A 12,819-nucleotide genomic window follows, 5' to 3' on the forward strand; every position below is an offset into this window, starting at 1 on the left:
GACGTCCGCAGTGTTCGGGATACTCCCCTACGTGCCCTCCATCCTAACGCAGGCGCGTTACAGGGCCGTTACGCGTGACCGGCGCCCTGCATCTGCCGCAGCTCCTTCTTGAGGTCGCCGACCTCGTCCCGGAGGCGTGCCGCGAGCTCGAACTGGAGGTCGCCGGCCGCCGCGTGCATCTGCTCGGTGAGCTGGCCGATGAGCTCCACCAGGTCCTCGGCCGGCGCGGCGGCGAGCCCGTCGCTGCGCACGGTCGCGGCCTTCTTGGACCCGCCGGTGCGCCGGGCGCCCTTCGCGAGCCGCTGGTTGTTGAGGAGTTCCTGGGTGTCGGCGTCCTCGCGGGCCAGTTGATCGGTGATGTCGGCGATCTTCTTCCGCAGCGGCTGCGGGTCCACGCCCCTCTTCTTGTTGTGGGCGATCTGGATCTCTCGGCGACGGTTCGTCTCGTCGATCGCCCACCGCATCGAGTCGGTGATGCGGTCCGCGTACATGTGGACCTGGCCGGAGACGTTACGGGCGGCGCGCCCGATGGTCTGGATGAGCGACGTCGACGAGCGGAGGAAGCCCTCCTTGTCCGCGTCGAGGATCGCGACGAGCGAGACCTCGGGGAGGTCGAGGCCCTCGCGGAGCAGGTTGATGCCGACGAGGACGTCGAAAACGCCGAGCCGGAGCTCGCGGAGCAGCTCCACGCGCCGGAGTGTGTCCACGTCCGAGTGGAGGTACTCCACCTTGACGCCGTGCTCGGTGAGGTATCCGGTCAGGTCCTCCGCCATCCGCTTGGTCAGCGTGGTCACGAGCACCCGCTCCTGCCGGTCCACCCGGTCGCGGATCTCGCCGAGCAGGTCGTCGATCTGCCCCTTGGTGGGCTTGACGACCACCTCAGGATCGATCAGGCCGGTGGGGCGGATGATCTGCTCGACGACTCCGCTGGACTGGCTCAACTCGTACTTCCCCGGTGTGGCCGAGAGGTAGACGGTCTGGCCGATCCGCTCCAGGAACTCCTCCCACTTCAGCGGCCGGTTGTCCATGGCGGACGGCAGGCGGAACCCGTGCTCGACGAGAGTCCGCTTGCGCGACATGTCGCCCTCGTACATCGCCCCGATCTGCGGGATGGTCACGTGCGACTCGTCGACGACGAGCAGGAAGTCGTCCGGGAAGTAGTCGATGAGGCAGTGCGGGGCCGTGCCCGGCCCGCGCCCGTCGATGTGGCGCGAGTAGTTCTCGATGCCGTTGCAGAATCCCATCTGCTGCATCATCTCGAGGTCGTAGGTGGTGCGCATCCGCAGCCGTTGCGCCTCGACCAGCTTGTTCTGGCTCTCGAGCTCGGCCAGGCGTTCGCGGAGCTCGTCCTCGATGGCGGTGATGGCGCGGTTCATCCGCTCCGGTCCCGCCACGTAGTGGCTCGCGGGGAAGACGTACATCTCCGTCTCCTCGCGGACCACCTCCCCCGTGAGCGGGTGGAGCGTGTAGATCTTCTCGACCTCGTCACCGAAGAACTCGATCCGCAGGGCGAGCTCCTCGTAGACGGGAATGATCTCCACCGTGTCCCCGCGGACCCGGAAGGTCCCGCGCTGGAAATCGACGTCGTTCCGCGAGTACTGCATGCCGACGAAGCGCCGCAGCAGGTCGTCGCGGTTCAGCTCCATCCCCTGCTTGAGGGTCACCATGCCGGAGACGTACTCCTCCGGGGTGCCCAGGCCGTAGATGCAGGAGACGGTCGCCACCACGATCACGTCGCGCCGGGTCAGCAGCGAGTTGGTGGCCGAGTGCCGGAGGCGCTCGACCTCCTCGTTGACCGACGAGTCCTTCTCGATGAAGGTATCCGTCTGGGGGACGTAGGCCTCGGGCTGGTAGTAGTCGTAGTAGGAGACGAAGTACTCGACGGCGTTGTTGGGCAGCAGTTCGCGGAATTCGTTGGCGAGCTGCGCGGCCAGGGTCTTGTTCTGGACCAGCACCAGCGTGGGGCGCTGGAGTTTCTCGACGAGCCACGCCGTCGTCGCCGACTTGCCCGTGCCCGTGGCGCCGAGCAGGACCACGTCCTTCTCGCCGGCGTTGACCCGTTCGGCCAGCTCCTCGATCGCCTGCGGCTGATCGCCGGCCGGCTCGTACTCGCTGACGACTTCGAAGGGCGCGACGACACGTTTGATGTCCTGGGCAAGACTCATGGATCTAGGCTACTCCCGCGGCCCGCGGAGTTCATGCGTTCTTCGAATCTTTCTTCGAGGGCGAAACGCCGACCTCCCGCTGGCGCCCGCGCTGTCCGCGGGCCTGCAGCAGCCCGGGGAACAGCGGGCCCCGGTCCACCCGTTCGAGGACGGCCAGCACCAGCTGCTGGACGAAGAGGATCCCGGCCGCGCCGGCCGCTGCGAGCCCGCCGAAGCCCGTCCAGGCACCCGCGACGACGGCCCACCCGTGCGGCGGCCCGTCGACGTAGTCGGCGCGGCCGCCCAGGCCGAGCCAGACCACCAGCCAGGCGGCCAGCAGAGCGCCGGCGGCCCGGACCGCGATCCCGACCCAGCGGAAGGCCGGGCCGAACTCGAAGGCCGGAGGCCTGCGGTCCCCCGGTCTCACGCCCCCTCGTCCGGGGCGGGCTCGACGGCGCCCGCCGCCTGCACCCTCGGAGCCACCCACCGGGCCCAGAAGTCGTCGACCCGCGCGAGCAGCTCCTCGCGGGTCCCGGAGTTCTCCAGGACGACGTCGGCCGCCGCGGCCCGTTCCTCATCCGTCGCCTGCGCGCCGATCCGGGCCTCGGCGTCCGTCGCGAGCATCCCGCGGTCCTCCACCATCCGCCGGACCCGCTCAGCGCGCGGGGCCTGCACGGTCACGACGACGTCGAACGCGTCGGCCTGCCCCGTCTCGACGAGCAAGGGGATGTCCTGCACGACGACGGCCCGCTCCCCCATCCGTTCCACGGCGGCCTCCTGCAGCCGGCCCGCGGCGGCCCGCACGCGCGGGTGGACGATCCCGTTGAGCCGTGCCCGCGCTGCATCGTCCGCGAAGACCAGACGGCCCACTGCGGCCCGATCCATCGCTCCGTCCGGCCCGAGCACGCCGGGGCCGAACGCCTCGACGACGGCGGCGAGCCCGTCGCTGCCGGGAGCCACGGCCTCGCGGGCCAGGGCGTCGGCGTCGATGAGCACCGCGCCCAGCTCCGTCAGCCGGCGGGCCACGGTGGACTTCCCGGAGGCGATCCCCCCGGTGAGCCCGATCTGCAGTCCGGTCGTTCTCTCCATGCCTTCAGCGTAGTCGGCCGCCGGTAGGCTGGAGCGGTGAGCGAACAGGAGAGCCGGGCGACGCAGTACACCACCATCGCCTCCGACGTGGTGCACGAGCTCGAGGTCAAGCGCTCGCGCTTCATCTGCCATCTGCGCCGCGTCGAGACCGAGGACGCCGCCCGGGGCCTCGTGGCCGAACTCCGCCGCTCACATTTCGACGCCCGGCACCACTGCAGCGCCTTCGTCCTCGGCGCGGACCGCGACGTCCGGCGCAGCAACGACGACGGCGAGCCCTCCGGCACCGCGGGGGCACCCATGCTGGAGGCCCTCGCCCGTCGCGCGACGCGCGAGGACGCGACGGACCTGTCCGACGTCGTCGCCGTCGTCGTCCGCTACTTCGGCGGCGTGCTGCTCGGCGCCGGCGGTCTGGTCCGCGCGTACTCCGAGTCCGTCTCGGCCGCCCTCGACGCCGCGGAGCTCGTGCAGCGGCAACGGATGCGGCTGGTGCGCGTCGAGACGGAGCTGGCCGCGACGCCGCGGTTGGAGAACGATCTGCGGGCCCTGACCGGCCCCGGCGCTCCCGAGGTACTCGGCACCGACTACGGGCCCGACGGCGCGTCCGTGCGGCTGGCCCTCCCCGACGCGCCGGACGCCCTCGACGGATTCGTCGGGCGGCTGGCGACGCTCACCGCCGGCGCGGGCCGCCTGACGGCCGGCGGCATCGACTGGGTCGACCGTCCAGCCGAGCAGGCCGGTCGATGAGCGGCGTCGAGCCCGGGCAGGACTGGCCGCTGGACGTCCTCGCCGGTCTGCGCCGACGACCCGACGTGGAGGCCGAGAACCTGTTCGCGCACGACGCGGCGGACCGGCTGCTGCTCGAGACCGCGGCCCAGGAATACCCCGACCGGCTCGAGGACGGGAGCCGCGTGGCGGTCCTCGGCGACCACTACGGCGCACTCGCCCTGGGCCTCGCGGCCGCGGGGGTGCGCGGCCACCGCGTCCACCAGGACGCGCTCTCGGGGGAGCTGGCGCTCGAGGCCAACGCCGCGGAGGCCGGACTGGACGGGGCCTTCGCCTCCACCGACGCGGCCGCGGCCGTCACCGGCGCGCGGCTGGTCCTGATGCAGCTTCCCCGCTCGCTCGACGTCCTCGCCGACTGGGCACGGATGATCGCCGCCAGCGGCGACGACGACGTCGTGGTGCTGGCCGGCGGCCGCATCAAGCACATGACCCTGGCCATGAACGACGCCCTCGGGAAGTCCTTCGGATCCGTGCGGGCCGGCCTGGCCCGCCGCAAGGCCCGGGTGCTGAACGCGACCCAGCCCCTGCCGGGGAGCGCGCTCACCGGCGCCGGGCATGTGGACGAGGGCGCAGAGGACGTGGGCCTGAGCACCCCGCTCCTGCTTCGCGCCAGCCCCGGAGCCTTCGGGGGCGCGAGGGTGGATCCGGGCACGCGCCTGCTGCTGCCGCATCTGGTGGGGCCGGACGGTCTCCCGGACCACCTCCCCGGCGGAGGCCCGGTGGTCGACCTCGGCTGCGGGAACGGGACGATCGCCGCATTCGTGGCGCTGGCACGACCCGAGCTGCGCGTCCTGGCCTGCGACCAGTCGCAGGCCGCGGTCGACTCGACGCGTCTCACGGCCGAGGCCAACGGGGTCGCCGGCCGGGTCGAGGCCCGGCGCGACGACGGCCTGGGGCGGATTCCCGATGCCTCGCTTCCGGCGGTCGTCCTGAACCCGCCGTTCCACATGGGCAGCACGGTGCACGCCGGTATCGCGCTCAAGCTCTTCGCCGACGTCGGCCGGGCGCTGGCCCCGGGCGGACGGCTCTGGTGCGTCTGGAACTCCCACCTCCAGTACCGTCGGCATCTGGAGCGGCTCGTGGGGCCGACCCGTCAACTGGACCGCAACAGCAAGTTCACCGTCACCGCCTCCACCCGGCGCGTCTGAGGGCCCATCGGCTGCGCCGCGGCACGACGACGACGGAGGGGCGGACGTCCGGTTCCCCGGACCTCCGCCCCTCCCTGGTCGCTGATTCAGCGCGTCGTGGCCGCAGCCGCGCCGATCACTCGCACGGTTCGACGCTGCCGCTGATGGCCCCGTCGGCAGCGGTCTCGGTGTTCACCTGGACCGTGTAGTCGCCGGCCTGGAGGGCGGCGATCTGCTCGGGGGTCAGCGAGAACGAGCCGGCGGCGCCGCCGCTGGTGCCGCCCGTGGTCGTCAGCTGCAGGTCGCCGCTGCCCGTGGAGCTGACCAGCTCGGCCCCGGTGACGTCCGAGGTCATGCCCGCGTACAGGCAGGTGACGGAGAACGTGCCGCCGCTGAGGGTGCCCTGGCACTGTCCGGCACCGGAGGTCCCACCGGAGCCCGCCAGGAGCGCGGTGAACTCCGCGTTGCCGGTGGCGGTGTCCTCGGACCCCGCACCGCCCAGCAGACCCGAGAGAGCCCCGCCGCCGAGCAGGCCGGACACCGTGTCCCCGCCGAGGAGACCGCCGACGGCGTCCTCGCCGCCGACGCTCCCCAGCCCCCCGTCGCCGAGCACGCCGTCGAGCGCGGCCTGGTCGAGCAGTCCGTCGAGGGCGGCCTGGTCGAGGACGCCCCTCAGATCGTCGGTACCGGCGATCCCGGAGAGCGGATCCTCTCCGATGACCCCGGCCAGGGAGTCCCCGCCGAGCGCTCCGGCCAGCGCGTCCTCGCCGACGACGCTGGAGAGGGACTCGAGGGTGTTGATGTTCTCCGTGACCTGGAGGACCTCGAGGATGCCCGTGGGGTTGCCGCTGGACACGTCGCTCAGTGCGGTCTCCCAGAGCAGCCGCCACGTATCGAAGTGGTCGCCGGCGAAGTTCACGTACTCATCGGTGTCCGTCAGCGTCTCCGGCGTGATGCGCTCCAGAATGGCCGAGGCATCGGTGGTCTTCCAGAGGTACTGCGGATCAGTGAGCATCTCGGGCGTCGGCAGGCCCGGGACGATCAGATCGGAGAGGTCCGCCAGCTCCTCGGTGGAGGGGACGTTCAGCGTGGTCAGGTCCTTGCTGTCCAGCGGGATCCCGATCCCGCCGCACGAGGTGAGCAGCGTGACGTAGTCGGTGTTGTGACCCTTCACGTGCGAGGGGTTGAAGACGGGGATCCAGCCCAGCGGACCGCCGTAGATGTCCACGATCGGCATCTCGGAGTTCCCGATGGCACCGCTGGCGAGCGAGAGCACCAGGTTCTCGTAGGCGGGATCGGTGTGGTACTCGTTCACGTGCGCGAAGCTGCCCAGGGCGGGGATGCCGTCCTCGTTGGCCCACATGTGCTCGAGGAAGAAGGTGCAGGCGTCGCCGCCCCCGTGCCCGCCGTGCCCGCCGGGCTCTTCGGCCGCGTGACCCGCCGGCGCTGCGACGATCCCGAGGACGAGCGCCGAGGTGGCGGCGGCCCCGGCGACGGCGGACCATTTCCTGCGCGGTCGTTTGAATTCGCTAGACAATTCACGTGTCCTTTCAACTTAATATCAGAGCAGATGGCGAATTCCGGCGCGGCGGAACGAATAGGCCGCATTGCCGGGAATAGGCTTCGAGACTTTCGCCTCCCAGGTTACGTTATGCAGGCACTGACGCTTTGGCAAGGTTTTGCGTGCTCAATTCGCCGCCGAATTTGGAGCTAAACAGACTGGTCAGCGCTTGTTATCCGGGAATTGACCTGATATTGGACCCGCGATAAAGACCATCGCGAAGCTTGAATATAAAAGCATCGCCCGACGCTTCTAGATTGCTTGAGTCGATATTCATTGAAGGGAGGTTTCACGCTCCGCCGCGAAAATGCCGACGACGATTGGCGCAACCTCTGTTAACGCAGGAGATCCCCGCACCCACCGGAGTGGGTGCGGGGATCTCCGTCAGTTCAGTCGCTGGCTGGCAGCCGACGAAACCTAGTTGCCGGTCAGCTTCTCGCGCAGAGCGGCGAGCGCCTCGTCGGAGGCGAGGGTGCCGGCATCGGCGACCGGGGCATCCGAGGAGTAGCTGGTCGAGGCGGACTCGGCCTTCGGCTCGGTCGCGGCGACAGTGTCCTCGGCGAGGTGCTGCGCGACCTGCTTCTTGTGGGCCTCCCAGCGCTCCTGGGCGGCAGCGTACTGCGACTCCCAGGCGGAGCGCTGCGTCTCGTAGCCCTCGAGCCACTCGTTGGTCTCCGGGTCGAAGCCCTCCGGGTACTTGTAGTTGCCCTGCTCGTCGTACTCGGCGGCCATGCCGTAGAGAGCGGGGTCGAACTCGGTGCCCTCGGGGTCGACGCCCTCGTTGGCCTGCTTGAGCGACAGCGAGATGCGGCGGCGCTCCAGGTCGATGTCGATGACCTTGACGAACAGCTCGTCGCCCACCGAGACGACCTGCTCGGCCAGCTCGACGTGGCGCACGGCCAGCTCGGAGATGTGCACGAGGCCCTCGATGCCGTCCTCGACGCGGACGAACGCACCGAACGGAACCAGCTTGGTGACCTTGCCCGGCACGACCTGGCCCAGGGCGTGGGTGCGGGCGAAGGTCTGCCACGGATCCTCCTGCGTCGCCTTCAGCGACAGGGAGACGCGCTCGCGGTCCAGGTCCACCTCGAGGACCTCGACGGTGACCTCCTGGCCGACCTCGACAACCTCGTTCGGGTGGTCGATGTGCTTCCAGGAGAGCTCGGAGACGTGCACCAGGCCGTCGACGCCGCCCAGGTCCACGAAGGCACCGAAGTTGACGATCGAGGACACGACGCCCGGACGGACCTGGCCCTTCTCGAGCTTGTTGAGGAAGGTCGAGCGGACCTCGGACTGGGTCTGCTCGAGCCAGGCGCGGCGGGACAGGACGACGTTGTTGCGGTTCTTGTCCAGCTCGATGATCTTGGCCTCGATCTCCTGACCGATGTACGGAGCCAGGTCGCGCACGCGGCGCATCTCGACCAGCGATGCCGGCAGGAAGCCGCGCAGTCCGATATCCAGGATCAGGCCGCCCTTGACCACCTCGATGACGGTGCCGGTGACGACGCCGTCCTCTTCCTTGATCTTCTCGATGTCGCCCCAGGCACGCTCGTACTGAGCACGCTTCTTGGACAGGATCAGACGGCCTTCCTTGTCCTCCTTGGTGAGGACGAGGGCCTCGACGCTGTCGCCCACGGTGACGACCTCGCCCGGGTCGACGTCGTGCTTGATGGAGAGCTCGCGGGAAGGAATGACACCCTCGGTCTTGTAACCGATGTCGAGCAGGACTTCGTCGCGGTCGACCTTGACGACGGTGCCCTCGACGAGGTCGCCATCATTGAAGTACTTGATGGTGGCGTCGACGGCTGCGAGGAAGTCTTCAGCGGTACCGATGTCGTTGACTGCGACCTGCGGGGTACCGGTCTTCTCGTTGGAGGTGATGGTCATGTAGTAGGGGCTCCGATGTGGATAGTTTTGGTCAGTCGGGCAACCGGAAGTCCCGGTATGCACCGAAGTGGGTGGTCTAGCACAGATCCGCGCGCGCGAATGACGGCAGACATGCCTGTCCAGTCTACAGACGCGCGCGGAACCGGTCAAAGTACACCGGGCGGCGGTCCGAAGCAAGTTGAAGGGGAAAGTTTTGAGGCCCGGCCCTGCCTCAGAAGTGGGTCAGGCAGTGCACGGGGCCGGTCGGCGCGAACATCCGCAGGGCGCGCTCCGCGGCCCCCGCAGCGCTCTCCCGCACCCGTCCGGCCCGGGCCAGGAGCACCGGGCTGACCCCGCCGAGATACAGGGACGCCAGGGCGGAGGCATCGAGGACCAGGTCCGCCTGGTCCTCGGTCGGCGTGACGACGGCGTCCCCTCCGGAGACGTCCATCCGCCAGCGTCCGGCGGCCAGCTCCAGTGGGTCGCGGACCTCCAGCACGAGGCTGCCGTCGGCGCCGTAGCGGCGCGCGCGCAGGGCAGCCTCCACGTCGAGGATCCGCAGCCAGAGCATGTCCCACTCGGCCCTGGTGCGGACGCAGCGCGGATCCTCGAGCGCCCACACCAGCGGGTCGTCGGTCGGGGCGTTGTCCCACCGCACCTCCTTGACGAGGTCGAGGGAGCCCAGGAACTCCCAGAGTCCCAGGTAGGCGTCGGGGCTGGCGGCCACCAGGTCGCGCACCTCCATCGTCTCGGGCTCGTGACCCCAGCCCTTGAAGGAGTAGGTGACGTATCCGTCCGGGGCGCCCTCGGCGTCGTAGTGGAGGGCCGCGCGCAGGGCGGTGTCCTCCGCGCCGTCCTCGCCGAGCTGGCCCGCGGCGGCGCGGTAGTACCGCTCCTGCCGATCGATCGAGCCGGCCGTCGTGGCCTGCACGCGCGCGAAGACCTCCCGGGAGATCGGTGCGAGCAGCGCGGGGACGGCTGCCTCCACGCTGCCCTCCGGGCGCTGCAGGAGACGGAACCGCTCGCCGACGTCGACGGTGACCTCCCGCTCGCCGGTGGCGACGCCGAAGCCGAAGCGCCGGTAGATCGTGCCCTCGGAGGCGGTCAGTGCGGCGACGGCCACGCCGTCCTCCCGGCAGCGCCGCAGGTTCTCGAGCATCATCCGGCGCAGCAGGCCGCGCCGGCGATGGCTGGCACGGACCGTCACGGCCGTGATGAGCTGCGCCTCCACGGAACGCCCGGGTCCGACGTTGAGCTGCTTGCGCAGCGTGCCGAAGGTCGCGACGGGGACGTCGGGCCCGGGCGCGCCGGGCGGGAGCGGCCCGCGCGGGTAGATGCCCGTGTAGACCCGGCCGTCGACGGCGTTGTTCTCCAACGCCTTCTCCAGGGCCGCGTCCGTCAGCGGCTTCTCGTAGAAGCCGTCGACGACGGCGTGCAGCCAGGCCGCGGATTCCTCCCGCCCCGGGTCGGCGAGCCCGGCGGCGGCGAAGGTCCTGCTCTCGTACACGTCCTCGGTCCCCATGCGGGTCTCCTTTCCTCGCTGCGGCTAGTGCCCGGCGTCGTGCCAGCTACGGCCGATGCCGACCTGGACCTCGAGCGGGACAGCGAGCTCGGCCGCCGCCGCCATCCGCTCGCGCACCAGCTCCTCCAGCGCCTCGGCCTCGCCGGATGCGACCTCGAAGAGCAGTTCGTCGTGCACCTGGAGCAGCATCCGCGACTTCAGCCCGCTCTCCGCCAGGCCCTGCTGGACGCCCAGCATGGCCCGCTTGATGATGTCCGCCGCCGAGCCCTGGATCGGCGCGTTCAGCGCGGCCCGCTCCGCCATGTCGCGGAGCTGGCGATTGTCGCTGGCCAGGTCCGGGAGGTAGCGGCGGCGGCCCTCGATGGTGGACGTGAACCCGTCCTTGCGCGCCTGCTCGACGACGCCGCGCAGGTAGTCGCGGACAGCGCCGAACCGGTTGAAGTACTCCTTCATGAGCGTGCGCGCCTCGTCGACGGAGATCTTCAACTGCTTCGAGAGCCCGAACGAGCTCAGTCCGTAGGCCAGGCCGTAGGACATGGCCTTCACCTTGGCGCGCATCTCCGAGGTGACGTCCTCCGGAGCGACGTCGAAGACGTGCGAGCCGACGAACCGGTGCAGGTCCTCGCCGTCCCGGTAGGCCTGGATCAGGCCCTCGTCGCCGGAGAGGTGCGCCATGATGCGCATCTCGATCTGCGAGTAGTCCGCGGTCAGCAGCGTCTCGTAGCCCTCGCCGACGACGAACACATCGCGGATGCGCCGGCCTGCCTCGCTGCGGACCGGGATGTTCTGCAGGTTCGGGTTCAGCGAGGACAGCCGGCCGGTCGCGGCCACCGTCTGGGCGTAGGTGGTGTGGATGCGCCCGTCCTCGGCGATCGCCTTGCGCAGCCCCTCGACCGTCTGCCGCAGCTTGGTGGCATCGCGGTAGGCCATGAGCGCCACCAGGAAGGGGTGCTGGGTCTTGACCAGCAGGTCCTGCAGCGAGTCGGCGTCGGTGGTGTACCCGGTCTTGATCTTCTTGGTCTTCGGCAGCTCGAGCTCCTCGAACAGCACCACCTGGAGCTGCTTCGGGGAGCTGAGGTTCACCTCGTGCCCGATCGCGGCGTAGGCCTCCTGCGTCGCCTGATCGATGGTCCGCGTGAAGTCCTCGAGGAGCTCGTCCAGCCGGTCGACGTCGACAGCGATGCCGGTCCGCTCCATGTCCGCCAGGATCACGGACAGCGGCAGCTCCATCTCCTTGAGCAGCAGCGCGGCCCCGCGCTGGAGCACCTGCCCCGCGAGGTACTCGCTGAGCAGATTGACCAGATGCGCCGCCCGGACCGCGGGCGCGGCCGGATCGGCTCCGAAGTCGAAGGCCTGCTGGCCCTGGCCGGCGCTCTCGGGCGCCTCGAGCGACATGCGCAGGTGGACCTGCGCGATGTCGGCGAGTTCGTGGCTGCGGCGGTCCGGCTGGATCAGGTAGGCGCTGATCATGGTGTCGTCGACGACGCCGGCCAGCGGCAGGCCGCGCTCGGCCAGCAGCTTGTAGGCGCGCTTGAAGTCGTGGACGGCCTTGGGCACCGACTCGGAGCCGAGGATCCCGGCCACGGCCTGCTCCGTGGCCGCATCCGCTGCCTCCAGGTCGAGGTACGCGGTCGCGTCGTCGGCGGCGAAGGCCAGCCCCACGACGTCGTGACCGCCGTCGCCGAGCTCGGCGGTCGCGACGTGGAGGCCGACGTTCTGCCCCGCGTTGGAGGCGAACCACTCCGCGACGGCGTCGGCGGTGGACAGCCGCGCCAGCTCTGGCATCGGCTCCTCCTCCACGCTTACCTCCTCCTCGCCGAAGAGGTCGAACAGCCGCTTGCGGAGCGTGTTGAACTGCAGGGTGTCGAAGAGCTCCTCGACGGCCTCGCGGTTGGGGCGCGAGAGCTCGAGCGCCTCGAACGTCACCGGAAGGTCCATGTCCCGCAGCAGCTCGTTGAGCCGGCGGTTCCGCTTGACGTCGTCGACGTGGGCGCGCAGCGAGTCGCCGACCTTGCCCTTGATCGAGTCGATGTTCTCCAGGACCCCGTCGAGGCTGCCGTAGAGGTTCAGCCACTTGGCGGCCGTCTTCGGGCCCACCCCCGGGACGCCCGGGAGGTTGTCCGCCGTCTCGCCGACGAGCGCGGCGAGGTCGGAGTAGCGCTCCGGGCGGACGAAGTACTTCGCCTCCACCGCGTCGCCGTCCATCGGCGGGATGTCGGAGATGCCCTTCTTCGGGTAGAGGACCTTCGTCCTGTCGCTGATCAGCTGGAAGGCGTCGCGGTCGCCGGAGACGACGAGGACGTCGGCGCCGGCCTGCTCCCCGCGCGCGGCGAGCGTCGCGATGATGTCGTCGGCCTCGAAGCCGTCCACGGAGAGGTGGGCGATGTTCATCGCCTCCATGACCTTCTGGATCAGGTCGATCTGGCCGTGGAACTCCTCGGGCGTCTTGTTTCGGCCGCCCTTGTACTCGGTGTACTCCTCGCTGCGGAACGTCGGCGTGTCCAGGTCGAACGCGACGCCGATGTGGCTCGGCCGGTGGTCGGCGATCATGCGGATCAGCATCGACACGAACCCGTAGACGGCGTTGGTGTGCTGGCCGGTGTCCGTGGAGAAGTTCTCCGGCGGCAGCGCGTAGAAGGCACGGAAGGCCATGGAGTGGCCGTCGATCACCAGGAGGCGCTGCGGGATGTCGGGCGAGGATGTAGAAGTCACGTCTGAGCTGCTCAC

At 70.0% G+C, this 12,819-nt stretch carries 9 protein-coding genes; 2 read left to right on the top strand and 7 right to left on the bottom strand.

The annotated features are described in order from the left end of the window. Nucleotides 1–68: 68 nt before the first annotated feature. Genes uvrB through coaE form a run of 3 tightly spaced genes read right to left on the bottom strand, consistent with a single transcriptional unit; the run spans nucleotide 69 to nucleotide 3,233 of the window. Entirely contained in the window at nucleotides 69–2,165 is a 2,097-nt protein-coding gene (uvrB, locus tag ABD784_RS02795; RefSeq protein WP_344879599.1) for an excinuclease ABC subunit UvrB, read from the bottom strand. Nucleotides 2,166–2,196: 31 nt separating this feature from the next. Then, nucleotides 2,197–2,571, bottom strand: coding sequence for a hypothetical protein (locus ABD784_RS02800; RefSeq protein WP_344879602.1), 375 nt, complete (start codon nucleotides 2,569–2,571; stop codon nucleotides 2,197–2,199). Then, the gene (coaE, locus tag ABD784_RS02805; RefSeq protein WP_344879605.1) at nucleotides 2,568–3,233 is read right to left on the bottom strand and encodes a dephospho-CoA kinase; all 666 of its coding nucleotides are present in this window, start codon (nucleotides 3,231–3,233) and stop codon (nucleotides 2,568–2,570) included. The genes ABD784_RS02800 and coaE overlap by 4 nt, the downstream gene beginning before the upstream one ends. A gap of 36 nt (nucleotides 3,234–3,269) precedes the next feature. On the opposite strand from coaE, the gene ABD784_RS02810 reads away from it, so the two are divergent. After that, nucleotides 3,270–3,977 (top strand): IMPACT family protein, encoded by a 708-nt coding sequence (locus ABD784_RS02810; protein WP_344879608.1) that lies wholly within the window; start codon nucleotides 3,270–3,272, stop codon nucleotides 3,975–3,977. Next, entirely contained in the window at nucleotides 3,974–5,164 is a 1,191-nt protein-coding gene (locus ABD784_RS02815) for a class I SAM-dependent methyltransferase (RefSeq protein WP_344879611.1), read from the top strand. Before ABD784_RS02810 ends, ABD784_RS02815 begins: the two co-directional genes overlap by 4 nt. A 115-nt stretch (nucleotides 5,165–5,279) precedes the next feature. Here the strand turns inward: ABD784_RS02815 and ABD784_RS02820 are convergent, their stop codons facing one another. The 4 genes from ABD784_RS02820 to polA form a co-directional block, all read right to left on the bottom strand. Then, on the bottom strand, nucleotides 5,280–6,680 hold the full coding sequence (locus ABD784_RS02820) for a CHRD domain-containing protein (protein ID WP_344879614.1): 1,401 nt from the start codon (nucleotides 6,678–6,680) through the stop codon (nucleotides 5,280–5,282). Nucleotides 6,681–7,121: 441 nt separating this feature from the next. After that, nucleotides 7,122–8,591, bottom strand: a complete 1,470-nt coding sequence (gene rpsA, locus ABD784_RS02825) for a 30S ribosomal protein S1 (RefSeq protein ID WP_344879617.1) — start codon at nucleotides 8,589–8,591, stop codon at nucleotides 7,122–7,124. A 211-nt stretch (nucleotides 8,592–8,802) separates the two neighbouring features. Continuing rightward, nucleotides 8,803–10,092, bottom strand: coding sequence for a GNAT family N-acetyltransferase (locus ABD784_RS02830; RefSeq protein WP_344879620.1), 1,290 nt, complete (start codon nucleotides 10,090–10,092; stop codon nucleotides 8,803–8,805). A 24-nt stretch (nucleotides 10,093–10,116) separates the two neighbouring features. Then, complete coding sequence (gene polA / locus ABD784_RS02835) at nucleotides 10,117–12,744, bottom strand: DNA polymerase I (protein ID WP_425582925.1); 2,628 nt, start codon at nucleotides 12,742–12,744, stop codon at nucleotides 10,117–10,119. Between the last annotated feature and the right edge of the window lie 75 nt (nucleotides 12,745–12,819).

The sequence above is a fragment of the Zhihengliuella alba genome (assembly GCF_039538765.1).
Taxonomy (GTDB): Bacteria; Actinomycetota; Actinomycetes; order Actinomycetales; family Micrococcaceae; genus Zhihengliuella; species Zhihengliuella alba.